We start from the raw sequence: 23051 nt of genomic DNA, 5'->3' as shown, positions 1-23051 counted from the left end.
GCTACGCAGGTAACAATCATCCAAGACGTCATCAGGCGTCACGGCAGTGATCAGATTGCGGATGCGGATGTTGTACCAATCCAAAGATACGTTGAGGCCATCTACCGCCGCCGGGCTGTACACGATGCCGATGGTTTTGCTCAACGAGGTTTCTGGCTTCAAGTTGGGATTGGAGCCCGAAGTGAAGGAAGTCGTGGACTGGCTGGGTCCTCCTGTCGCCTGACCTGACGCATCGGTTTGATGGAAGTTTGCGCCAACACCCGCGGCTTGGCAGTTTGCAATGGCGGTAGCATTGCCCGTTGCCACCGCGCCTGTCACTACGTCACAAGGATCGCTGTAAAAATCGAAGCTCTTCACCTGGCCGCCATAGAGGTCGGAAATCGTCGGCGACCGGAATCCCTGTCCAAAGCTGCCGCGCAGCAGAACGTCATCTATCGGTTTCCACTCCAGACCGAACTTGCTATTTGTGGTATTTCCGAAAGTGCTGTAGTGCGAAAAGCGCGTGGCGAGATCCACGCTAAGACGCTTGGCGCCCGGCAAGTCGGCCAACAACGGTACCTGCAATTCCGCGTACGCCTCATCCACCGTGTATTTACCCGAGAATGGTTCGGATTGCAGATCGGTGGAGTCCCCCGTAGCTGAAAAGGCATCCGGGCGGCTATAGCCCGACTCGCGCCGGTGTTCCACGCCGGTGGCAAATTGCAGCGTACCGGCCGGCAGCTCGGCGATATCACCACCGAAGTTGGCTGCAAAACCTGTGCTGAGGGTGCCATAGGCAGCATCGGTGCGGACGGCAATGTAATCCAGCATTTGCTGAGTCATGCCGCCTTGGTCAGCTAGAACGTTGACGGGTACGCAGCCGGCAACCACTTTCCCCGGCTTGCCGCACTTTACGTTGCCGTCCGTATCCAGGAACGACGGACCTAGCGCATTTTCCAGGTTCGTCAGGTTGTAGTTGCCGGTACCGTAGACTTTGCCCTGGTTTTTATTGGCATAAGCGCTAACGTCCCAGTTGAAATGGCGGGAACCCACGTCGAACACACCTTCCAGCCCCGTGCCTACGCGATAGGTATTGTTGGTGTTTTTTGTGAACCGTGGAATTTCGACCATGCGGCGCAGGAAGTCCACCTCCTGGGGATCGCTATAACCCTGCGCGCTTCCCAAAGGGTTGTAATAGCTATCCTGATCGATGGTTCCGCTTAGCGGATAGCCTGCAATTTGGATTGTCGCCGTCCGTTGCATCCAATTGGTATCCAGGAATGCGCTGGTGTTATCACTGATTTCATAGCGCATCTTTCCGAATAGCGACTTACGCTCGGAACCAGGCATCAACATCATCTGCTGATTGGCGTTGTAGTTGTCGGTTTCTGCGTTATAGGGATGGTAGTTGGCAATGTTCAGTGGATTACCGCCTGGGTTCAATTTGAACGAATTGCCTTCGGCGTCGGTGATCATGCCTCCAGGTCCGAACGGAGAAAGTCCCGAGGCCGGAAAGTACGGACCACGGGGATAACGCGAAAAGTCCCGGTTGCTGGCCCAGATTGGATCTTCCTTGCCGTACGTGGCGTTCACGATGTAAGAGAACTTGCCAAGACGGTGCCCAAGCGTGAAGTCGTATTGCCCGGTGGTGTTGTCGTTGTTTCCGGCAAACTGCCCCGCATAGGCATTGAACTCCATACCCTCATAATTGGTGCGGGTGATGATGTTGATCACGCCAGCAATCGCATCCGATCCGTAGATCGCCGACGCACCGTCTTTCAGCACGTCAATGCGCTCGATGATCGACGATGGAATGGTGTCAAGGTCGGTGTAGCCATCAGTGTTGGTTCCCCACCGGCGACCATCCACAAGAACCAGAGTGCGGGCGAACCCAAGGCCGCGCAGTTCTATGTACGAACCTCCGGCATAGGTATTGGATGTAAGCACGGCTGATTTCGAATAGCCGGGAGCACCTACGGCGGAGATATGCGAAAGAATGTCGCCCACGTTGGTGAAACCCTGCTTTTGGATTTCGTCGCGCGTGATCGCGTAAACGGGCTGAGCCGTTTCGATATCCACGCTGCGAATGCGGCTGCCCGTAACGATGATGGCTTCTAGTTGCTTGGAGCCGGCAGCATTGCCCGAGCCCTGCGAAGCATCCTGCGCCTGTACCGCGCCCATAATCAGCGCCGCGCCAATCGCCGACGCGATACGTGTCTTGTGTTTCATGGTCACTGCTCCCTCTGCGCCGATGCCCCATCGCAGCGCGATCGCACGGCTTTACGAAAATTTGATAAGCGCGCAGTGTTCGGGATATGGCACTGATGCTGTAGCAGGCATCTGCTTGTATGCGGGTATTCCAACGCTGACAGCGATGCGAGGGATGGATGTCAGTAAAGCGAACAATAAAAAAACCCCTCCGTGCTTGCGCACGAAGGGGCGGCATGTGCGGCGAAGTGGCCGCGTGCGATCAGAGGTTGTAGACGATATTGGTGGTCGTAAGCGTGTCGGTGCGGCGAATGCCAGACAGCACGTTGCTGTTGTGGCGCACCTGGAAGCCCACCTTGATCGACAGCTTCTTGGTCATGCTGACGGCGAGGCCCGCATCGTTCTGCAGGTAGGTGTTCTTGCTGCCCGATTCCATCAGGAAGGTATCGTCGAACGCGGTGTTTGCGGTGAGACGGTACTTGTAGTTCGCCAATCCACGCGCCACCACCTGGCTCTGCCGCGGTTCCTTCAGCGGCAGCGTGACGCCGTCGACGACCTGCGTGCCGGTAGCCGGTTGGTATTCGGTGTAACCGGGGCCGAGCTCGAAGGAGAGCTGGGTACGGTCGGTTTTCAGCGCCATGTAGCCGTAGCCGATCGAGACCGTGCCCTGCCAGCGGTAGGCGGCGAAATCGTCATGATCGTAGCGACCGGCGGTCACGATGTAGCTGCGCGGGTCGAGCTTGTAGCCGGCCGAAGCGCCGAGGTCATAGCGGTCGGCGGTGGTATCGAATTGCTTGATCGCCACCCCTTGGGCGTTGGTGACGGTGACTTGGCCCTTGGAGCGCAGCCAGTCGGCGAAGAAACTGTTCTTCCACTGGTCGGTTTCCTGGTTCAGGTTCAGCTTGGCGTTCACGTTCTGCGAGCGGGAGTTGCCGGTGGTGGAAGCAAAGCCCAGTTCGCCCGAGCCGGTCCAGGTACCGGTGCTGGTCTGGGTGCCGGAGGACGTGTCCTGGGCTTGGGCGGTGAAGGTGGCCAGAGCGGCGAGTGCCAGGCTGGTCAGCAGCAGGTTTTTCATCGCTGGATCGTCCAATGTTAAAAAGCTGTTGGGGACTGGTCACTTTAGCCGCATGGCTTGAACGCTTTGTGAATATTTGGAGCGATCTTAAGGGCGGGTTTGTGACGAATTCGATGCCGGCTGCAAGGGGTGCGCAAGGGCAAAACGCGTCAGTGCGAAGTCATACAGCCAGAGCTCCAGGCTCTTGCCGACGATGTAGGCGGCGGCTGCAAAGGCTGCCAGCCAGCGGCCGGCCGGCACGACGGGTACCAACAACAGGCTGAGGCAAGGGATAGCGCAAATGAGCGCGGCGGCCAGAAACCGTAGCGCTTGCAAATCGGGCGGGGACTGCAGCTTCTGCTCGCCGAGGCGGGACCCGCGCAGGGAGTGCCAGCCCACTCCGTCGACCAGCCCCAGCAGCATCGCCAGCAACAGCAGGCCGATCGCCCACGGCAACGGTTCTTCCCGATTGCCCGGCAGATCTGCCTGGAAGATCAGGCATACCCACAGCCACAGACCGCCGCCATAGCAGGCCGAGAGCAAACGGCTGATCGGCAGCTGGGCGGCGACGCCGGCCTGGTCGGCGAGGCGGCGCGTGCGGTAGCCGTAGGCGCTGGTGACCAGGCATACCAGGCTGCACAGCGCCAGCACCAGGCTGATCAGGCGAGTGGCCCAGAAATCCTCGCTACCCCGCACCAGGCCGGCCAGACCGAGCATGGGCAGGTAGGTCGCCAGGGCCAGCAGAGCCTCGCGGGTGGGTCGCTGCGCGCGTCCGATCCGCCAGCCATGCCACTCGGAAAGCGCGCGCAGGCGCAGGCAGGCGGTGAGCAGACCCGCGCTGACGAAGCCGCAACCCAGCGCCAGCGGCACCAGGGCATCGCCGCGCCCCGAACTATAGATCCCCAAGGTCAACGCGAGGCCGAGCAGCATCCACAGCCCATAACCGCAAAGGGCCAGGACTTCCAAAAGCATGGGTGCCAGTCCCACGGGCGGGGTTGCTGGGTCGCCGTTGACCGACTTCATGGGGTTGGGGAGGGTAATCATGGACCGGGGAAAGTCCCACGCACGCTTGCGGGCGTCACGTAGCATCTCCATGCTACACAAAACCCCCGCTGCCAGACGCCGACATGGATCGCTACGAGCGCATTCTCACCCTGCACCGCCTGCTGAAATCGGCCCACTATCCGGTGCCGCTGCCCCGGCTGATGGACGAGCTGGATTGTTCGCGCGCCACGCTTTACCGCGACATCGCCTTTCTGCGTGACGCGCTGGGCGCGCCGATCGAGAGCGCGGGTGGCGAACATGCTGCGTTCCGCTATGAAGCAACGGAAGGGCAGCGTTTCGAGCTGCCCGGGCTGTGGCTCACCTCGGACGAGCTGGCAGCCCTGCTGGCATTGAACGAGCTGATCGGGCGCAGCGGGCCGGGTGTGCTGGCCGGTGCGCTGGCGCCGTTCAAGGCACGTATCGAGCATCTGCTGTCCGACCGCGCCAGCGGCAAGGCCCTGCCAGTGGAACGCATCCGCGTGATTCCCTGGGGCGAGCGCAAGCTGGATCAGCAGGTGTTTCGCATCACGGCGGGCGCGGTGCTGGACCGCAAGCAATTGCGTTTCCTCTATCGCGCGCGCACCACCAATAACGAAAGCAAGCGCACAGTGTCGCCGCAGCGGCTGACGCACTACCGCGACAACTGGTATCTGGACGCCTGGGATCACGACCGCGAAGCCCTGCGCAGTTTCGCCGTGGACCGTATCGCCGAGCCGCATGCGCTGGATGCAGGCGCCAACGATGTCGCCGAGAGCGAGCTCAACGAATTGCTTGCCTCCAGCTACGGCATCTTCGCCGGCAAGCCGAAAGCGTGGGCCACGATCCGTTTCTCCGCGCATGCCGCGCGCTGGGTGGCGGATGAGCATTGGCATTCGCAGCAGAAGGGTGCGTGGCTGCCGGATGGGCGCTATGAGTTGCAACTGCCCTATTCCAATTCGCGCGAACTGTTGATGGACGTCTTGAAATATGGTCCGGATGCGGAGATCGTCGCACCACTGCCACTGCGCGAAGAGATGAAGATCATGCTGCAGCTCGCGCTGACCGGTTATCAGTAAAACGCATTCATGTCGTCCACCGAGATTCGATTGCAGGCTGGCAAGGACGAAACACCGCGCAAACCCACCGTCGCCCTGGCGCTGGGCGCCGGAGGCGCCAAAGGGCTGGCGCACATCGGCGCCATCGAGGAGCTTGAAGCGCAAGGTTTCGAGATCGTCGCCATCGCCGGTTGTTCGATGGGCGCGCTGGTCGGCGGCATTCATGCCGCGGGCAAGCTGGATATCTATCGCGATTGGGTGTGCTCGCTGGACAAGTTCGACATCCTGAAGCTGGTGGATTGGTCTTTCTCCTTTGCCGGCGGGGGATTGATCAAAGGCGAGAAGATCATTGGCACCATGCTGGAATTGGTCGGCGATGTGCAGATCGAAAACCTGCCGATCGCGTTCACCGCAGTCGCTACGGACATCGAGCGTGAGCGTGAGATCTGGCTCACGCGGGGTTCGCTGTTCGATGCGATCCGCGCTTCGATTGCCATTCCCACGCTGTTCCGGCCGCACCTGATCGATGGGCGCGTACTGGTGGACGGCGGCTTGCTCAATCCGGTGCCGGTCACGCCGCTGATTCGCGAGTCGGCGGACTATGTCGTGGCGGTCAGCATCGATGGGCCGGCCGAGGCGAATCTGCCGGTCGAGATGTCGGCGAACGAAGCGAAGAGCAAGGGTGGCATCGGGCGCCTGCTGGAACGGTTGCTGCCGGGCAGCGAGATAAAGGCGATCGGCCCCCGCAAGGCGCACGAACTTGGCGCACTCGAGCTACTGGGCCAATCGCTGGACTTGATGCAAGCCAATCTTTCGCGCCTGCGCCTGGCTGCTTATCAACCGGATCTGCTGGTGCAATTGCCGCGCAATGTATCGAGCGTCTATGCCTTTCATCGTGCCCGCACCTTGATCGAATCGGGGCGCGACAAGATGCGTAGCTCGCTGGAGGCATGGCAGCCGCGTCCCCGCTGAGTACGGCAATCCGGCTCCCGGTCGTCAGCGCAAGCCGTTTGCCTTCATCCAGTTGTCCAGATACATCTTCAACGCAACCGCCTGGTTGTGGTCCTCGTCTTTGGCCCCAAACAGCAGCGTGACGCGATGACGCTCCGCCCGCGTGATCAGCGGCTGCCAGAACGATGTGTGCTTATCCAGTTCGCTGGCGTAGCGGTGACGGAAGGCTTCCCAGCGCGCCGGATCGTGGCCGAACCATTTGCGCAGCGCGGTACTGGGGGCCAGTTCTTTTGCCCATACATCCAGCGCCACGTCTTCTTTCTTCAAGCCGCGCGGCCACACGCGATCCACCAGCACACGATAGCCATCCGACTTGGCGACAGGTTCGTAGACGCGTTTGACGGCGATGCTCACGGATGGCCTCCTGGCGGCGCTGCGTCCGCCAAGCATACGCCCAGGCCATGCAAACGATGTGATCGGGTTTTACAGCTCTTCGATCCGGGTGACCTTGGCCCGGCGCATCAGCCAGGCCACGCCGCGCAGGTCGGCAATGCCCACCCACAGGCGATCGAGCATGCCGTACTTGGATTGGCCGGCCGTGCGCGGGCGGTGTCCCACCGGCACGCTCTGGCTCTGGAAGCCGGCGCGCTTCACCAGGGCCGGCAGATAGCGGTGCATGTGGTCGAAGTAGGGCAAGCGCAGGAACACTTCGCGCTCGAACAGCTTGAGGCCGCAACCGGTATCCGGCGTGGCGTCGCGCAGCATGCGCGAGCGCACCGCGTTGGCGATCTTGGATGAAATGCGCTTGTTGAAGCTGTCGCGGCGCGTGGTACGCCAGCCGGCGAAGAGTTTGACATCCGGACCGGCGGTGTCGCGGGCGGCAAGCAGGTTGGGAATGTCGGCCGGGTTGTTCTGGCCGTCGCCGTCGAGCGTGGCGATCCACGGCGAACGGGCCGCATGCACGCCGTTCCATACCGCCGTGCTCTGGCCGCTGCGCGTCACGTGATGCAGCACGCGCAATTCCGGGTAGCTGGCTTTCTGCGCTTGCAGCACCGCGCGACTGTCGTCGCTGGAGTCGTCATCGACGTAGATGACTTCGAAATCCAGCTTGCCGCGCAACGCGGTGGCGATTTCGGCGAGCAGCGAGGGAATGTTGTCGCGTTCGTTGAAGACGGGCACGACGACGGAGAGTTGCGGCATGGAGAGATAGCCTTTGATGCAAGTTTTGAATTTTTTCAGAGCCGCGGCTCAGTCGCCGCAGTCATCAGGCTCCTCCCCCTGCCTGCAGGGGGAGGCTGGGAGGGGGTGAACACCTGCGGGAACGTCTGCGGCAAGTGCCTGACCCCACCCCAACCCTCCCCTGCATGCAGGGGAGGGAGTTCATTGCGCCGCGCATGTAATCAGCGCAGTTTGCCCAGAATCCCGTCCAGCTCGTCATTGCTGTGGTAATGGATCACCAACTTGCCGCGCCCGCCGCGGCCATGCGCCACTTCCACCTTGGTGGCGAAACGCTCGGCCAGTTCGCGCTCCAATGCGTCGATGTTCGGATCACGCGCCGGTGCGCTCTTGGCCTTGCCCTTGGGCGCGGTCTGCGCCTTGCGGGCGGCGTCTTCGAGTTCGCGCACGCTCCAGTTGTTGCGCGCCGCTTCCAGCGCCAGCGCTTCGGCCTGGTATTCGGGTAGCGTGAGCAGGCAGCGCGCGTGGCCCATTTCCAGTTTGCCGTCGTCCAGCAGGCGCTTGATGGAGGCCGGCAGATCGATCAGGCGCAGCATGTTCGACACCGCGGCGCGCGAGCGGCCTACGGCATCGGCGGCCTGCTGATGGGTGAGATCGAAATCGTCGATCAGCCGCTTGATCGCATCAGCTTCTTCCAGCGGGGTCAGGTCCTGGCGCTGGATGTTTTCGATCAGCGCCATCGCCGGGACGGCGACCTCGGGCACGTCCTTCACCAACGCGGGGATTTCGCTGAGTTGTGCGCGTTGCGCGGCACGCCAGCGGCGCTCGCCGGCGATCAGCTCGTAGCTGTTCTTGCCGATGGCGCGCACCACCACCGGCTGGATCAAACCTTGCGCGCGAATGGAAGCGGCCAGTTCGTCCAGCGCTTCGTCGTTCCAATGGCGGCGCGGCTGGTATTTGCCGGGCTGGATGTATTGGATGGGCAGGGTGCGCAGTTCGCCTTCCTGCTCGACCACCGAGGGTGCGCCGGTATCGCCGCCGCCAAGCAGGGCATCGAGCCCGCGCCCCAGTCCACGTTTCTTCGCGGCAGACATGCTTAGGTGTTACTCCTGATCCAGATGGGCCGACGCTTCGACCGACGATTCTTCGGCCGAATCGCCATGCATGGCGTGCAACGCCGCGATCGCCGCCTGCGAACCGCGTTCGCGCCGGATGATTTCGCCGGCCAGGCCGATGTACGCGATCGCGCCGCGCGAACTGCGATCGTAAAGATGGATGGGCTGGCCGTGGCTGGGCGCTTCGGCGAGGCGCACGTTGCGCGGAATGATCGAGCGCAGCACCTTGTCGCCGAAATGCTGGGTGAGCTGCGCGGAAACTTCATTGCCCAGGTTGTTGCGCACGTCGTACATGGTGCGCAGCAGGCCTTCGATTTCCAGCTGCGGGTTCAAGTGCTGGCGCACCGCCTTCACCGTATCGAGCAGGCTGGAAAGACCTTCCAGCGCAAAGTATTCGCATTGCACCGGAATAAGCAGGCTGGTGGCCGCGGTGAGTGCGTTGACAGTGAGCAGATGCAGCGTAGGCGGGCAATCGATCAGGATGATGTCGTATTCACCGGCGACTTTCGCGAGTTGCTCCTTGAGCCGGTTCTCGCGCGCCAATGCGTCCATCAACTTGAGTTCGGCGGCGGTGAGGTCGCCGTTGCCCGGCAGCAGGTCGTAGTGCGCTTCGGTAGTGACGATGGCCGTATCGATCGGCGCTTCGGCCAGCAGCACCTCACAGCCGCTGGGCGAGGCCTGGTGCTTGTCCACGCCGGATGCCATGGTCGCGTTGCCCTGCGGATCGAGATCGATCAGCAGCACCTTGCGCTTCGCCGCAGCGAGCGCTGCGGCGAGATTGACAGCGGTAGTGGTTTTGCCGACGCCACCTTTCTGGTTGGCGACAGCGATGATACGGGCCATGTCTTGTCCGGTACCGAGGGCGTATGCGAAAGGACGGCTAGATTAGCAGGAAGGGGGCGCTAAAGCCTGATGTTTTCAGGTGCTTGCGCGCTCCAGCAGCACCAGGTGGCGCTCGGCTGCGCCGAGTCCGGGCACCGCCAGCGTGTGCATGCCATGCACGGCAAAGCCGGGCGGCACGGCGGCCAGCTCGTCATCCGGCGCCTTGCCCTTCATCGCCAGCCACACCCCGCCCGGCGCCAACAGGTGGCCGCCCCAGGACAGCATGTCCGCCAGGCTGGCAAAGGCGCGGGCGGTAATGCAATCGAACTGGCCTTGCACGTCCTCCACGCGCGACTGCAGGGCGCGCACGCCGTCCAGTTTCAACGCGCGGATCGCCTCGCGCAGGAAGCGCACTTTCTTGCCGTTGGAATCCACCAGCAATACCTGCCGCCCAGGCGCGGCAATCGCCAGGGGGATGCCCGGCAGGCCGGGGCCGGTACCGAGGTCGGCCAGCGATTCGCCCTGTACGTAGGGGAGGATCGCCAGCGAATCCAGCAGGTGCCGGGTCACCATTTCTGCCGGATCGCGGATGGCCGTGAGATTGTATGCGCCATTCCAGCGTTCCAGCAGGACGAGGTAGTCGAGCAGGCGCGGCACGGCGTCTGCCGGCAAGCTGAGGCCGAGCGCGGCGATGCCCAGCTCGAGCTGGGCTTGCAGGGCGGAGCGGTCAGTCATGGCGGTTCCTCAAAGGCAGGCGTGCGAGGCCGGTTGGCGGTGAGCGTACGCGAACCCCAAAGCCGCCATGTCTGTGGCTTTAAACAGGCGACGCGAAACGCGTAAAAAAAGAAGACCCGCCGTAGCGGGTCGAGCTTTTCAGATTCCCCTGAGCCGGTGCTTCTTGGGCGACCTGGCCAGATCGGTTTTGCTTAGGCGGCGGCGTCCAGTTCCACCCGGGTGACCATCACGCCGCGCTCGCGCAGCTGCTGGTTGAGGCTCGTCTTTAGGCGGCAGGCGACTTCGCGGCGCTGCTGCTGGTCGGTGTCGGTTTCCGTCTCCAGCGCCTGCAGTACCCGGCTGCGGATCAGCTGGTCGGCGCTTTCGATCACGGCATCGACGCGCTCCGGTTCCAGCACTTGCCAGTAAACCGTGCCCTGCACCGGCGTGGCTTCGGCAAACGAGGCATCGAAGCGCATGACGCGGCCACTGAGATCGATGCGATGGCCAACCCGGTCGACCAGCGGCAGTACGACGTGAGTGCCCGGCTGCAGCAGACGCACCGGCTTGCCGTTGCGGTACAGACTGTAGACCTGACCTGCCGGTACACGCTTCACGGCCACGGCGGCCAGTGCGAGTACGACGATGAGAGTGAAGGTTAGGACGGTCATGGTCTTTTGAAACAATGAGTTAAGCGTAGTTTCTAAAATCTTTACGGAGCAACATTCTACAGTCATATGTAGTGCGCTAGATTAATTCTAATTTAACGCGCTGCTTTTTGTCTCCGCAACCCTTTTTGCTGGCGAATCTTTAACGTCCCGGTGCCAGATACGATGCATCGTCCATGCCGGAAGGCATCGCCACCGGCCCCATCCATCCGTGCTGTGACCCAATACGCAACGCCCCGCCGATATCTCTATCGGCAGGGCGCGGGTATCGCTGAAATGCCTGGGGTGACTTAGAACTTGCCGGCGCGGAAATCGGCAATGGCCTGGTGGATCTGCTCGGGGGTGTTCATCACGAACGGGCCATAGCGGGCGACCGGCTCCTGTAGTGGCTGACCAGCCACCAAAAGCACACGGGATGGGGCTTCGCGGCCGGCGAGCCGTACGAGGCCGCCTTCGGACAGCACCGCCAGTTCACTGCGGGAAAGCGTCTCGCCCGCCACCTGAGCATCCTTGCCGTCGAAAACGTAGGCGAACGCATGGTGGCCTTCCGGCAGCGGGATGGCGATGGCGGCGCCGGGCTCCAATGCGATGTCCAGGTACACCGGGGCCGTGACAATTCCCGACACCGGACCGGTTGCGTCACCGAATTGGCCGGCAATGACCTTGAGCGTCACTCCATCGACCGGCTTCACAACCGGAATGTGTTGCGGATCAATGTCCTGGTAGCGCGGCTCGGTCATCTTGTCTTTGGCCGGCAGGTTCACCCACAGCTGGAATCCCCACATCAGGCCGTTTTCCTGCTGTGGCATCTCCGAATGCAGGATGCCGCGGCCGGCCGTCATCCACTGCACGCTGCCGGGCTTGAGATCGCCGCGGTTGCCGTGATTGTCGCCATGCTGCATGTGGCCGGCCAGCATGTAAGTGACAGTCTCGAAGCCGCGATGCGGATGTTCCGGAAAGCCGGCGAGGTAGTCGTTGGCTTCGTCGGAGCGGAATTCGTCCAGCAGCAGGAACGGATCGAGCATGTCCAATCCCGGCTGGCCGATGATGCGCTTGAGTTTCACCCCTGCGCCATCGGACGTATCGGTGCCGCGGATGCGGCGGAGAATATGGCGTTCGGTCACGGCGTGCTCCTGTCAGAAGGATCTGACGCACATGATGGTTGTGCCGAAGCACGAGCCCAAGAGGGGGCGACGCGAACGGACTGTTTCAGGAATGCATGGCTGCACGTTTCCGCCCACGCGGGGAGCGGGGATAAAGCGATTCAGTGCACCCAATGGCCGCTGCGATGCCGGGGTGGCGCCGGTTGTTCAGTCTTGACCTCGCTCGCACGATGCAGCGCATCGAGTTCCGCCTCGGTAGCGGGATGTTCGAACCAGTAATGGTTGACCGACGCCAGGACCGCGGGAAGCTGTGCCAGGCAATCGTCGTATTCGTCTTCGGTGAGCTTTTCGAATTCGGCTTCGGCGCTCAGGATGCCTTCGTCCACCGCCAAGGCCATCACCGGTCCGAGTATTTCCATCAAGGTCGGATCGTCGGCCAGGCGCTTTTCCCACAGCGAGGCACGCAGGTCGATGCCACGGCTGAAGCCCTCGCACCAGCCGGCGGCCGACAATGCAGGGCCGGCTTCGGTATCCACTTCACCGAGAATCGGTTCGTAGGCATCCACGTCCAATTCGGCGCTGATCGAATCATTGAGCTTGGCCAGCAGGGCCAGCACGCGATTGCCTTCGTCTTCATCGGCAAACGGCTCGTGCAGCACTTCGGGCAGCCATTCGTCGGGCAGCACCCGCGCGGGCCCGACGGCAAGGGCGCTCAGCAGGCCGTGCACGCCGTCGAGCAGCAAATGGCCTTCGCTTTCCTGGGCGTGCGCGCGCAGGTAGGCGTCCAGTTCGTCCAGCTCGCTATCGTCCAGCGAGCTGGGCCAGTTGGTTTTGGTATCGCTCATCGTCATTCAATATCCAGTTCTACCGTGACTGGAGTGTGGTCGGAGGGCCGCTCCCAGCGCCGCGGTTCGCGGTCGATAGTGGCAGCCCTGGCCGATGATTTCAGGGCATCGCCAAGCAGGATCAAGTCGATGCGTAACCCCATGTTGCGCCGGAATGCGCCCTGCCGGTAGTCCCACCAGCTGAAATGGCCGCCGGCCTGCTCAAACAGCCGGAAGCTGTCATGCAGGCCTATGTCTGTCATGGCTTTCAATGCGGCGCGCTCGGGCGGCGAACACAACACGTCCTCGCCCCAGGCGATCGGGTCGTAGACGTCGCGGTCATCGGGCGCGATGTTGAAGTCGCCCAGCACCACCAGCCTGGGGTGGCGCTTGATTTCCTCGGCCAGGAAATCCCGCACACGCTCCAGCCAGTGCAATTTGTAGCTGTATTTCTCGTCACCGACGGCCTTGCCGTTGACGACGTAGAGATCGACCACGCGCACGCCGCCGACGGTGGCGGCAAGGATGCGTCGCTGGGGATCGTCCAGGCCCGGGATATCGGTGAGCACGTCCGCGAAGCGGAAACCCTTGTCATTGCGCGCCAGGATCGCCACGCCGTTATAGGTTTTCTGCCCGGCGTAGATCGCCTGGTAGCCGGCAGCGGCCAGCTCGTCGACGGGAAACTTGGCGTCTTCCAGCTTGGTTTCCTGCAGCGCCACCACGTCCGGATGCGCGTCGGACAGCCACTGGGTGAGGTGCGGAATACGCACCTTCAGTGAATTCACGTTCCATGAGGCGATTTTCATGGGGCCGGATTGTACGGGATGGACGATGGCGCGCACGGTGCGGGTACCGGGCAGTGTCTTCATGCACATGGGGAGGGTGGGGCATAGCTGCTAGCGTTGGGGTTTTCCTGTGCCGTTGGGGAAGCTGCCTCATGCTGAAACCTTGCCGTCTGCTGCTGCCCTTGCTGGCGGCGTTCATTGCCCCGCTCGCGTTGGCCGACACGCGCCATGCCGCCGATCCACGCATCGAGGCGCTGCTTACCCAACTAGGTAAGGTGCGCGCGATCCACGAGGTGGCGCTGTCGCCGGATGGACGGCATCTGGCCTGGGTGGTGGAAACCCAGGATAAGCCCGGCATCATGCTGGCGGATGCGGATGGCAAGCATGCGCACAGCGTCGGCCTGGCCGCCAAACCTGGCATATGCAGCGAAAGCGGCCTGGCCTGGGCGCCGGATTCGCGGCACCTGGCCTTTCTTTCCAATTGCGCCAGCAACCGCGCCGGCATGGGCGGCAGCAAGCAGCCGGATATCTATGTACTCGACGTGTCATCCCAGGACCAACCGGTACATCTGGCCTCGCTCAACGGCTATGCGGACGCGCTGAGCTGGTCTCCAGACGGCAAGACGCTGGCGTTCCTCTATGTAGAAGGCGCGACGCGGCGCGCCAGCGCGCTTGCTGCATCGAAGCGCGCCGTAGGCGAAATCGGGGTGGAAGGCATTGAAGTGCAGCGCGTCGCGACGGTGCCCGCACAAGGCGGCGCGCCCCAAGCGATCACGCCCGCAGACAGCCATGTCTACGAGTTTGCCTGGGCGCCGGACAGCACACGCATCGCCTACGTGGCGGCGCCGCCGCCAGGCGACAACAACTGGTGGATCGCCCAGCTTTACGTGCAAGCCGCGCAGCCGAATACCGCCCGCACGGCGGTGGTCGATCCGAACACGGTGAGCGGATCGCTGCACGGCCTGCAGATCGCGTTGCCGCGCTGGTCACCGGACGGTTCGCGGATCGCCTTCATCGGCGGCCTGATGAGCGACCAGGGCTTTACCGGGGGCGATCTCTACGCGGTGGCCGCCGCGGGCGGCGCGCCGGTCGATCTCACGCCGGGCATCCACGTGACGCCCTCCTGGTTCACCTGGCAGTCGCCGCAATCCCTGCTGGTCGACCAGATCAGCAACGGCCAGGCGCAACTGGCCGAGTATGCGATTGACGCCAAGCACGCACAGCAACAGCGCGTTCTGTTCACCGCCGCCGGCTATATCGACGACGGCACGGCGGTGCTCGGGCTCTCTTTTTCCGCCGACCATCGCCAGCTTGCTTTCATGCAGACCTCATTCGACGCGGCGCCGGAAGTGTATGCAGGCGCGCTCAGCAACGGCATGCCGGCTGCCGTGACCGCGATCAACGCGGAGCTCAAGCCGAGCTGGGGCAAGGCCGAGTCGGTGGAGTGGGACAACGAAGGTTTCCACGTGCAGGGCTGGTTGCTGTATCCGGCCCATTACGATCCCAGCAAGCGCTATCCGATGATCGTCAACATCCATGGCGGTCCGTCGGCGGCGGTGCTGCCGCGCTGGCCTTCGGTGGGCTACGGCGCGGTGCCGTTCTCCACCCTGGGCTATTTCGTGTTCATGCCCAACCCGCGCGGCAGTTACGGGCAGGGTGAGGCGTTCGTGCAGGCCAACCGCAAGGACTTCGGCTATGGCGACCTGCGCGACACACTCGCCGGCGTGGATGCGGTGGAGAAAAAAGTCCCAGTCGACGACCACCGCCTGGGCCTTACGGGTTGGAGCTACGGCGGCTTCATGAGCATGTTCGCGCCCACGCAGACGCAGCGTTTCCGCGCCGTGGTTGCGGGTGCCGGCATTGCCAACTGGCAGAGTTATTACGGCGAGAATGAGATCGACAAGTGGATGATTCCGTTCTTCGGCGCATCCGTGTATGACGACCCGGCGGTGTATGCGAAGAGCTCGGCGATCAACTTCATCAAGAAGGTGAAGACACCCACGCTGATCGTCGTGGGCGAACGTGACGCGGAATGCCCCGCGCCGCAATCGTTCGAGTACTGGCACGCCTTGCGTACGCTTGGCGTACCGACGTCGCTGGTGGTGTATCCGGGTGAAGGACATCACTTCTATCAGCCGGAACACCAGCGGGACGTGTTGCAGCGGGCCTTGAACTGGTTTGAGAAATATCTGCCGCCGCAGTGAACGGCAGGGATGCCATCACGCAGGTCAAAACAGTTCGCCCTGTGGCGACGGCTTGCGTGGTGGCACGAAGTGCGACGTGTCCAGCTGCAATTCGCGCGCACGGGCAAAACCGTGGCGCTTGCACGCTACGTCGAAGCGGCGGCGTAGCAGGTCGGCGAACACGCCCTGGCCGCGCATGCGCGTGGCGAAGTTGCTGTCGTAATCCATGCCGCCGTTGAGCTGCTGCACCAGGCTCATCACGTGCTGCGCACGTTGCGGCGCATGCAGCTCAAGCCATTGGCGGAACAAGGTTTTCAACTCGTAAGGCAGTCGCAGCACGGTATAGCCGGCGCAACTCGCGCCGGCCGCGGCAGCCTGTTCGAGCACGGCTTCCATGTCGCAATCGTTCAGGGCAGGAATGATCGGCGCCACTAGCACGCCGACCGGGACGCCAGCTTCCGCGAGCGCGCGCACTGCTTTCAGGCGGCGGTGCGGTGCGCTTGCGCGTGGTTCCAGCTTGGCGGCCAGATGGTTGTCCAGCGAATTCACCGAGAGGAAAACCTGCACCAGCCGTTCGCGCGCCATCGGCACCAGAATATCCAGGTCGCGTTCGACCATGGCGTTCTTGGTCACGATGGTGCAGGGATGATGGCATTCGGCCAGCACCTCCAATGCGGCACGCGTGATGCGCCATGTCTTTTCGATCGGCTGATAGGGATCGGTGTTGCTGCCGATATTGATCGGGCTGGGGACATAGCCGGGCTTGGCCAGTTCCCAGCGCAGTACCTCGGCAAGATTGCGCTTGGCACGCAGCTTGGTCTCAAAATCGAGACCCGGCGACAGATTGAGATAGCTGTGGCTGGGTCGTGCATAACAGTATATGCACCCGTGCTCGCAGCCCCGGTAAGGGTTCATGGCCAAGCTGAAGGAAAGGTCTGGCGAGTCGTTGCGCGTGATGACGCTGCGTGCGCGTTCCTCAGTGACGTCGGTGCGCGGGCGTGGTTGCTCTTCATCCAGCAGGACGTGCTGCCAACCATCGTCTTCGGTGTGGTGCCGGATGCTTTCGAAGCGTCCTTCCGGATTGGAAGCGGCACCACGGCCTTTGAATGCGTGGGGATGATGATCTGCCATCGCTACATCATGCCCCTCGACCATCTCAGCCAGCGCGACACTTACTTGGCAATCTTGATCTGCTGGGCCAGCCACGCGCCCATGCTTGCCAGCGGATAGTTTTGTTCAAGCTGGCGGTGCATTTCGTCGAACACTGGCGAGGAAATGGTCCAGCCCAACGGTAGCGGATAATTGCCTGGGCACAGCCGCAGGTGCCACAGCACGTCGCCATCGTCGGGTTTTGCCGCATCGATGTTCAAGGATCCCAGCAAGGCCGACCTGGCATATTCGCCACGCGCGTCGCGCGTATCCAGCAACGCCACCAGCGGAGCGGTGGCTTCGCCATAGCTGCTCAGTTCGGTCGCACTCGGCGTGCGGGGACAGGCCGCCGAGTAGAGCGGTACGGGATGGCTGGGATCATGCGCCTCGACGAAGTCGTGCAGGCTCGGATCGTTGCTGATGTGCAGGACAATCACATGGATCGGCTGCGCGACGGAGGCCGCGATCGCGCGCAAGCGCTGCGTTACTTCCAGCAGCGTAGTGGCGCCCGAGTTCTCGAAGTAGCCACCGTCTACCAGCTGAAATCCCGCGGGCGACGGCAATGGCTTGGTACCCGCCGTCTGCAGCGTGCCGGCAGGACTCAGATAGGTAAAACGCGCGCTGTTGAGCACAACCTCGCTGAGCGGGATGCGTGGGTCCAACCATTTCGAGCCGTCATAAGCGGTGGTCCACGGGCTGTGCGCGAACGGCCGGAACGGGTCCTGGATAAAGCGCCAACCTTGGCCTACCGTCGTGCTGTTGAAGAACAGCGCTGGCGTGCTCGTGATGACCTCGCCAGTTTCGTTTTCGTATAGCTGGGCGAAGGGTTGCGCCAGCGTGTCGACGCCTTGTTCCCGCGCGGCCTGTTCCCACGCGCGGGTGAGTGCGCGGCCGCGATCGTCGAACAAGGCACCGGGTAGCCAGCGCTGCGTGAAATCGATAAACCACGCATTGGCCATGATCGGCGCCAGAAAGTCGTGATCGAGTATCCGCTCGCTACGCGCTTGTGCAGTCTCGCCGGTACCAGGCGCCACGCGCAGCGCCGCGACATAAGTGGCCAGCCCAAGGCTGCCACCCGAAACGCCGCTGCCTGCGAACAGATAGCGTTCGAATTGGGGTTCGCTGCCATTCGGCGGCAAGACTTGATCGACGCGTGCAGTGAATTCGCTCAGCACCATCGCCGTCCAGGCCGCGCTGCGCAAACCACCGCCTTCGGCGGACACCAGGATCACCGGGCAGGCGCGCTGTGGGCGACAGCGGCTTTGCAGCCAAGCCCTGGCGTAGGCCTCGAAGCTGGGCCGGTGGTCGGCGGGCGGCGCCTCGGGCCGCTGATGGGTGCTCATACCCGGGTATTGGCGCACGCGATGGTTGTCGTTGAGGTGCAAGGCGTGCAGCGTCAGTGACATCGCCACCAGCACGCTCAGCAGTGGCACGCCGCGCCGATCTGCGAGCATGCATAGGAACCCGCCGCTCATGCAGAAGAAGCTGGCGGCGATCAGCGCCACCGCCAATGAACCCATGCCATCGAATTGGCGTGGCTGGAACGCCACCCATACGGTAAGCAGCACATTCAGGATCAGTGCGGCCAGGAAGATGCTCAACGGCATTGTGCCCAATGCGGTGACCGTGGCCACGCGTGGTTCAATCGCGTTGGCGGTGCGCTCGGCGGCGGCTTGCAGCACGCGCTGGCGGCCGATGAAGAACGCGATCATCGCTGCCGCAATGATCAACAAGCCGGCGCTGCGCAGATCGCGTCGCATGCAGTCCCCATGCATGGTGCATGCAGGATGCGGCGTACGCAGCGCCATCAGATAGCCGTACAGCACCAGCAGCGGTACGACGATCCCGAGCAACCGCGGTATCCATCGCCGCAATCCTGCGGCGCGCGGGTCTTCCAACGATGGCCAGCGCGGGTAGATCAGGCGGTAGGCGTTATACGTGATGTACCAGATGGCCAGGCCGGCCAGTGCGCTGGTCGCAAGCAGAAAGATGTAGCGCGTGTTGCTGGGGTCCACCCAAAGGGCGATCAGGAACAGCTCCGTGGCCTGGTCCACGTTGGTGATGACAACGGCAGCCAGGATCAGCACCAGCAGGGAAACGCGGATCGGCTTGCAATGATCCAGGCCGATGCCAAGCCAGTCGACGATGCCGGCCCAGGCCAACGACCCAGGTTGCGGCCCGGATGGGGATGGAGTCGGCTCAGCCATCGTTTCCCTTGTCGTAGCCCTGTCCGATAGGCCCTCATGTTACGGGCTGAAAGCGTGTCCGGCCGGTGGATGGGATCGCAGTTCGCGCACGGCGCCGGAAGTATGATGGCGGCAGTTCAAGGGATCGTTGCATGGGCTCGTTATGCGCTGGTTATTGCTGTTGGTGACGCTGCTGTCGTGGGGGCTGTGCTTTACGCGGCACAGTCCAGGCGCCATGGGTGTGTGGCTGTTCGCCGGCATCGTCGGCGCCATCGCTACGGCGCTCGGCTTTGCACAGGCGCGCATCGAAGCGAACGCGCGTCCGGAAACGATGCTCGATATGAGCTATCTGCGAAAGGATCGGGACACGCCTCCGCAAGCGTGATTGCTGCACCGCAACTTTGGCGGTTCAGCCGTCCAAACGCTACACTCGGGCGGTTGACACGGCTCGATGGTGTCAAGCCGTCACCCACTGAGTGCGCTCCCGGCCGACCGGTGAGCAGGAGGCTGATATGTCAAAGGTTTATCCGGTCGATCCCGCTTTTGCCGCCAAGGCGCGCATCCGCAAAGCGGATTACGAAAAACTGTATACCGAGTCCGTGCAGGATCCGGAAGGCTTTTGGGGCCGCATCGCCGAAAGGCTCGAGTGGGCGAAGAAGCCTACGCGCATTCGTGACGTTTCCTTCGATCCGCAGAACCTGCATATTCGCTGGTATGACGACGGCCAACTCAATGTGTCGGCCAACTGCCTGGATCGCCACCTCGCCACCCGCGGCGACAAGACCGCCATCATCTTCGAGGGCGACGATCCGTCCGAGTCGCGGCGCATCAGTTATCGCGAGCTGCATGCGGAGGTATGCAAGTTCGCCAACACGCTGAAACATCTTGGCGTCACCAAGGGCGATCGCGTGGCGATCTACATGCCGATGATTCCGGAAGCGGCGGTGGCGATGTTGGCTTGCGCGCGCATTGGTGCGGTCCACTCGGTGGTGTTTGGCGGTTTCTCACCCGATTCGCTGGCCGGCCGCATCGCAGATTCGACGGCGCGAGTGGTGGTGACCGCGGACGAAGGCGTGCGTGGCGGCAAGAAGATTCCGCTCAAGGCGAACGTCGATGCGGCGCTGGAACGCCCCGGCACCAACAGTGTGGAAACAGTGATCGTGGTGCGCCGCACGGGTTCGGCCGTGCCGATGCAATCGCCACGCGACCGCTATTACCACGTGTTGATGGAAGGACAATCGGCGAATTGCCCGGCCGAACCGATGGAAGCGGAGCATCCGCTGTTCATCCTCTATACCTCCGGCTCCACCGGCAAGCCAAAGGGTGTATTGCATACATCCGGCGGCTATCTGGTGTACGCGAGCCTTACGCATGAAATGGTGTTCGACGTGCGCGAGGATGACGTTTACTGGTGTACGGCCGACGTGGGTTGGGTGACCGGGCACAGTTATGTGGTTTATGGCCCGCTGGCCAACGGTGTGACCACCGTGATGTTCGATGGCGTACCCAACTATCCGGACTTCAGCCGTTTCTGGCAGGTGGTGGACAAGCATAAGGTGTCACTGTTCTACACCGCACCGACGGCCATTCGCGCCTTGATGCGCGAGGGCGAAGGTCCGGTCAAGAAATGTTCGCGCGCCAGCTTGCGGCTGCTGGGTTCGGTGGGCGAACCGATCAATCCGGAAGCCTGGGAGTGGTATCACCGCGTGGTGGGTGACGAGCGCTGCCCGATCGTGGACACCTGGTGGCAAACGGAAACCGGCGGCATTTTGATTACGCCATTGGCCGGCGCCATCGACACCAAGCCTGGCTCGGCCACACTGCCGTTCTTCGGCATCAAACCTGCGGTGGTGGATGCAAACGGCGTGGTGCTGGAAGGCGCCGCCGAAGGCAACCTGCTGATCACCGATTCCTGGCCGGGCCAGATGCGCACGGTGTATGGCGACCATCAGCGTTTCATCGATACCTACTTCAAGGCCTATCCCGGCAATTACTTCACCGGCGACGGCGTGCGCCGCGACGAAGACGGTTACTACTGGATTACCGGCCGCGTGGACGACGTGATCAACGTTTCCGGCCATCGCATCGGCACGGCAGAGGTGGAGAGCGCGTTGGTGTCGCATCCCAAGGTCGCCGAGGCCGCGGTGGTGGGCTGTCCGCACGAGATCAAGGGGCAAGGCATCTACGCCTACATCACGCTCATCGCCGGCGAGCAGGGCAGCGAAGCCTTGCGTAAGGAACTGGTGGCCTGGGTGCGCAAGGAAATCGGCCCGATCGCCACGCCTGATTACATCCAGTGGGCGCCGGGTTTGCCGAAGACGCGCTCCGGCAAGATCATGCGCCGCATTCTGCGCAAGATCGGCGAGAACCAGCCGGATCAGTTGGGCGATATCTCCACACTTGCCGATCCTGCCGTGGTGAAGAATCTGGTCGAGGAGCGGCTGATTCGCTGAGCGATGGCTATGTTCCTCTCTTCCCCAGGAGAGAGGAAACGGCTTGTCTCGCGCCATGGCGTTCCGGCAGCATGCGCGCATGCAAACGAACCTGGGCCAGGATGTCGCCGGCATCGCGGCCGGATTGGGCCAAGACCAGCTTCATGTTTGGCGGCTTCGCTATGACCGGGCGTGGCGGCGGGCGCCGTTGCGCGCTTTGTTAGGCGTTTACCTGGGTATGCCAGGCGATGCCGTGATCTTGGCGGAAGGCGAGCACGGGCGGCCGGAACTGGCGGAACCCTTGGATCGTTCGCTGCAGTTCAACTGGTCTCACAGCGGGGACACGGCGCTTATCGCGGTCGCGCGCGGCTGTGCACCCGGCATCGATATCGAACAGCTCCGCGCTCGCCCACGAGCCATGCAGCTTGCGGGGCGCTTTTTTCATCCGGAAGAAGTGGCTGCCTTGAAGGCGTTGGACGCATCGGCTCAGCAGCAGGCATTTCTGCGACTTTGGACGTCCAAAGAGGCCGTGCTCAAGGCCATGGGTCGCGGCATCGCATTCGGCCTGGACCGACTACGGTTGACGGTGCCGCCTGCTCCGTCGCGTCTGCTCTGGTTGGACGGCGATGATGCCTCGTTGTGGCAGGTCCATGCGCTAGCGGCGAGCGAGGGCTATGTCGCCAGCGCGGCTTGGCGGGGGCTCACACGAGAGATCGGGTACTGGACACTTGCCGATGGCGACTGATCGGAGCACTGTTTCCGGCCCACGATTTTTTCTCCGGTTTCCATGACCCTGCTCAGCGTCAATCTCAACAAGATCGCCGTGCTGCGCAATTCGCGCGGCGGCAACGAACCCGATATCGCTCGCGCGGCGGTAACCTGCATCGAAGCGGGCTGCGGTGGCATCACGGTGCATCCACGACCGGATCAGCGGCATGTGCGTCCTGACGATGTCCGCTTGCTGGCCAACATCTTACGCGGACGCGTCGAGTACAACATCGAAGGCAATCCCTTTGCGGCGCCACGCGGCGAGTATCCAGGGCTGATTGCGCTAGCTCGCGAAGTCCGTCCGACCCAGGTCACCCTGGTGCCCGATAGCGACGGGCAAATCACCTCCGACCACGGTTTTGACCTGGCACAGGATGCGGAACGTCTACGTCCGCTCGTCGCTCAACTGCACGAGCTGGGCTGCAGGGTGAGCCTATTCGTTGATCCTGGCGCCACGGGTTTCGAGCATGCTGTGGCACTTGGCGTGCAGCGGGTGGAGATCTACACCGGTCCTTATGCCCATGCCTTCGCGGAAGGCGATGCAAAGAAGCAGCTGGAACTTTGCGTGGATACGGCTCGCCGCGCGCAGCAGGCCGGGCTGGCGGTGAATGCGGGGCATGATCTCAGCCAGGCGAATTTGGGGACCCTGCGCGCGGCCATTCCCGGCTTGGCAGAGGTGTCGATAGGCCATGCGCTGATTGGCGAGGCCTTGTATGAAGGGCTCGCCAATACCGTGCGTCATTATCTGCAGATCCTTCGCTGACGTTTGGACGTTTAGACGGCCGTTTGTTCTGCGCTTTCATCGCTTGCTGCAGTGGTAATGGCGGCTTGCGTCATGTTCCCGTGCTTCCCAAAA

Annotated in this window: 21 protein-coding genes; 7 read left to right on the top strand and 14 right to left on the bottom strand. The window is 62.7% G+C overall.

The window, feature by feature from the left end:
* The 3 genes from VMA74_RS09360 to VMA74_RS09350 form a co-directional block, all read right to left on the bottom strand.
* Positions 1 to 2208 (bottom strand): TonB-dependent receptor plug domain-containing protein (locus tag VMA74_RS09360; protein WP_325366374.1); only part of this gene is annotated, 2208 nt, incomplete at its 3' end.
* A 241-nt stretch (positions 2209 to 2449) separates the two neighbouring features.
* A complete protein-coding gene (locus VMA74_RS09355) occupies positions 2450 to 3262 on the bottom strand; it encodes a DUF481 domain-containing protein (protein WP_325366373.1) in 813 nt (270 codons plus the stop codon).
* Between the two features lie 87 nt (positions 3263 to 3349).
* Complete coding sequence (locus VMA74_RS09350) at positions 3350 to 4213, bottom strand: hypothetical protein (RefSeq protein ID WP_325366372.1); 864 nt, start codon at positions 4211 to 4213, stop codon at positions 3350 to 3352.
* 155 nt (positions 4214 to 4368) lie between these two features.
* Here VMA74_RS09350 and VMA74_RS09345 point away from each other — a divergent pair, with 155 nt between their 5' ends.
* Both VMA74_RS09345 and VMA74_RS09340 read left to right on the top strand, forming a co-directional pair.
* Positions 4369 to 5340, top strand: a complete 972-nt coding sequence (locus tag VMA74_RS09345) for a YafY family protein (protein ID WP_325366371.1) — start codon at positions 4369 to 4371, stop codon at positions 5338 to 5340.
* Between the two features lie 9 nt (positions 5341 to 5349).
* Positions 5350 to 6291: a patatin-like phospholipase family protein gene (locus VMA74_RS09340; protein ID WP_325366370.1), complete on the top strand. Its 942-nt coding sequence runs from the start codon at positions 5350 to 5352 to the stop codon at positions 6289 to 6291.
* 24 nt (positions 6292 to 6315) lie between these two features.
* Here VMA74_RS09340 and VMA74_RS09335 read toward each other — a convergent pair whose 3' ends face one another.
* The 9 genes from VMA74_RS09335 to xth all read right to left on the bottom strand — a co-directional run bounded on the left by VMA74_RS09335 (position 6316) and on the right by xth (position 13498).
* Complete coding sequence (locus VMA74_RS09335; protein WP_325366369.1) at positions 6316 to 6684, bottom strand: DUF488 domain-containing protein; 369 nt, start codon at positions 6682 to 6684, stop codon at positions 6316 to 6318.
* Positions 6685 to 6753: 69 nt separating this feature from the next.
* Positions 6754 to 7470, bottom strand: a complete 717-nt coding sequence (locus tag VMA74_RS09330; RefSeq protein WP_325366368.1) for a glycosyltransferase — start codon at positions 7468 to 7470, stop codon at positions 6754 to 6756.
* A gap of 200 nt (positions 7471 to 7670) precedes the next feature.
* Complete coding sequence (locus tag VMA74_RS09325) at positions 7671 to 8540, bottom strand: ParB/RepB/Spo0J family partition protein (RefSeq protein WP_325366367.1); 870 nt, start codon at positions 8538 to 8540, stop codon at positions 7671 to 7673.
* A 9-nt stretch (positions 8541 to 8549) separates the two neighbouring features.
* On the bottom strand, positions 8550 to 9404 hold the full coding sequence (locus VMA74_RS09320) for a ParA family protein (protein WP_325366366.1): 855 nt from the start codon (positions 9402 to 9404) through the stop codon (positions 8550 to 8552).
* A gap of 75 nt (positions 9405 to 9479) precedes the next feature.
* A complete protein-coding gene (gene rsmG / locus VMA74_RS09315; protein WP_325366365.1) occupies positions 9480 to 10118 on the bottom strand; it encodes a 16S rRNA (guanine(527)-N(7))-methyltransferase RsmG in 639 nt (212 codons plus the stop codon).
* Between the two features lie 191 nt (positions 10119 to 10309).
* Entirely contained in the window at positions 10310 to 10768 is a 459-nt protein-coding gene (locus tag VMA74_RS09310) for an SPFH domain-containing protein (protein WP_325366364.1), read from the bottom strand.
* 287 nt (positions 10769 to 11055) lie between these two features.
* Positions 11056 to 11889, bottom strand: a complete 834-nt coding sequence (locus VMA74_RS09305) for a pirin family protein (RefSeq protein ID WP_325366363.1) — start codon at positions 11887 to 11889, stop codon at positions 11056 to 11058.
* A gap of 140 nt (positions 11890 to 12029) precedes the next feature.
* Positions 12030 to 12713 carry a YecA family protein gene (locus VMA74_RS09300; protein WP_325366362.1) on the bottom strand — a complete coding sequence of 228 codons (684 nt, stop codon included), beginning with the start codon at positions 12711 to 12713 and terminating at the stop codon, positions 12030 to 12032.
* 2 nt (positions 12714 to 12715) lie between these two features.
* On the bottom strand, positions 12716 to 13498 hold the full coding sequence (gene xth / locus VMA74_RS09295; protein ID WP_325366361.1) for an exodeoxyribonuclease III: 783 nt from the start codon (positions 13496 to 13498) through the stop codon (positions 12716 to 12718).
* A gap of 131 nt (positions 13499 to 13629) precedes the next feature.
* On the opposite strand from xth, the gene VMA74_RS09290 reads away from it, so the two are divergent.
* Positions 13630 to 15681 (top strand): S9 family peptidase, encoded by a 2052-nt coding sequence (locus VMA74_RS09290; RefSeq protein ID WP_325366360.1) that lies wholly within the window; start codon positions 13630 to 13632, stop codon positions 15679 to 15681.
* Positions 15682 to 15705: 24 nt separating this feature from the next.
* On the opposite strand, the gene VMA74_RS09285 is transcribed toward VMA74_RS09290, so the two are convergent.
* Positions 15706 to 16791, bottom strand: coding sequence for a PA0069 family radical SAM protein (locus tag VMA74_RS09285; RefSeq protein ID WP_325366359.1), 1086 nt, complete (start codon positions 16789 to 16791; stop codon positions 15706 to 15708).
* 41 nt (positions 16792 to 16832) lie between these two features.
* The gene (locus VMA74_RS09280; protein ID WP_325366358.1) at positions 16833 to 19016 is read right to left on the bottom strand and encodes a hypothetical protein; all 2184 of its coding nucleotides are present in this window, start codon (positions 19014 to 19016) and stop codon (positions 16833 to 16835) included.
* A gap of 142 nt (positions 19017 to 19158) precedes the next feature.
* Between VMA74_RS09280 and VMA74_RS09275 the strand changes: the two genes are divergently transcribed.
* The 4 genes from VMA74_RS09275 (at position 19159) to VMA74_RS09260 (ending at position 22958) form a co-directional block, all read left to right on the top strand.
* A complete protein-coding gene (locus VMA74_RS09275; protein ID WP_325366357.1) occupies positions 19159 to 19380 on the top strand; it encodes a hypothetical protein in 222 nt (73 codons plus the stop codon).
* A 127-nt stretch (positions 19381 to 19507) separates the two neighbouring features.
* A complete protein-coding gene (gene acs / locus VMA74_RS09270; RefSeq protein WP_325366356.1) occupies positions 19508 to 21448 on the top strand; it encodes an acetate--CoA ligase in 1941 nt (646 codons plus the stop codon).
* Between the two features lie 79 nt (positions 21449 to 21527).
* A complete protein-coding gene (locus VMA74_RS09265) occupies positions 21528 to 22172 on the top strand; it encodes a 4'-phosphopantetheinyl transferase family protein (RefSeq protein ID WP_325366355.1) in 645 nt (214 codons plus the stop codon).
* Between the two features lie 42 nt (positions 22173 to 22214).
* Positions 22215 to 22958 (top strand): pyridoxine 5'-phosphate synthase, encoded by a 744-nt coding sequence (locus VMA74_RS09260; protein ID WP_325366354.1) that lies wholly within the window; start codon positions 22215 to 22217, stop codon positions 22956 to 22958.
* The last annotated feature ends 93 nt before the right edge of the window (positions 22959 to 23051 follow it).

The organism is Dyella sp. (assembly GCF_035508675.1).
Taxonomy (GTDB): Bacteria; Pseudomonadota; Gammaproteobacteria; order Xanthomonadales; family Rhodanobacteraceae; genus Dyella_B.
Note: the sequence above shows the minus strand (reverse complement) of the source record. Positions and strands in the feature narration are given on the sequence as shown.

Coding starts and splice junctions, on each gene's coding strand:
- VMA74_RS09280 (WP_325366358.1), bottom strand. CDS start 19,016: ATGGCTGAGCCGACTCCATCCCCATCCGGGCCGCAACCTGGGTCGTTG.
- VMA74_RS09310 (WP_325366364.1), bottom strand. CDS start 10,768: ATGACCGTCCTAACCTTCACTCTCATCGTCGTACTCGCACTGGCCGCC.
- VMA74_RS09260 (WP_325366354.1), top strand. CDS start 22,215: ATGACCCTGCTCAGCGTCAATCTCAACAAGATCGCCGTGCTGCGCAAT.
- VMA74_RS09340 (WP_325366370.1), top strand. CDS start 5,350: ATGTCGTCCACCGAGATTCGATTGCAGGCTGGCAAGGACGAAACACCG.
- VMA74_RS09355 (WP_325366373.1), bottom strand. CDS start 3,262: ATGAAAAACCTGCTGCTGACCAGCCTGGCACTCGCCGCTCTGGCCACC.
- VMA74_RS09285 (WP_325366359.1), bottom strand. CDS start 16,791: ATGGCAGATCATCATCCCCACGCATTCAAAGGCCGTGGTGCCGCTTCC.
- VMA74_RS09265 (WP_325366355.1), top strand. CDS start 21,528: ATGCAAACGAACCTGGGCCAGGATGTCGCCGGCATCGCGGCCGGATTG.
- VMA74_RS09330 (WP_325366368.1), bottom strand. CDS start 7,470: ATGCCGCAACTCTCCGTCGTCGTGCCCGTCTTCAACGAACGCGACAAC.
- xth (WP_325366361.1), bottom strand. CDS start 13,498: ATGAAAATCGCCTCATGGAACGTGAATTCACTGAAGGTGCGTATTCCG.
- acs (WP_325366356.1), top strand. CDS start 19,508: ATGTCAAAGGTTTATCCGGTCGATCCCGCTTTTGCCGCCAAGGCGCGC.
- VMA74_RS09320 (WP_325366366.1), bottom strand. CDS start 9,404: ATGGCCCGTATCATCGCTGTCGCCAACCAGAAAGGTGGCGTCGGCAAA.
- VMA74_RS09345 (WP_325366371.1), top strand. CDS start 4,369: ATGGATCGCTACGAGCGCATTCTCACCCTGCACCGCCTGCTGAAATCG.
- VMA74_RS09300 (WP_325366362.1), bottom strand. CDS start 12,713: ATGAGCGATACCAAAACCAACTGGCCCAGCTCGCTGGACGATAGCGAG.
- VMA74_RS09325 (WP_325366367.1), bottom strand. CDS start 8,540: ATGTCTGCCGCGAAGAAACGTGGACTGGGGCGCGGGCTCGATGCCCTG.
- rsmG (WP_325366365.1), bottom strand. CDS start 10,118: ATGACTGACCGCTCCGCCCTGCAAGCCCAGCTCGAGCTGGGCATCGCC.
- VMA74_RS09350 (WP_325366372.1), bottom strand. CDS start 4,213: ATGCTTTTGGAAGTCCTGGCCCTTTGCGGTTATGGGCTGTGGATGCTG.
- VMA74_RS09275 (WP_325366357.1), top strand. CDS start 19,159: ATGCGCTGGTTATTGCTGTTGGTGACGCTGCTGTCGTGGGGGCTGTGC.
- VMA74_RS09290 (WP_325366360.1), top strand. CDS start 13,630: ATGCTGAAACCTTGCCGTCTGCTGCTGCCCTTGCTGGCGGCGTTCATT.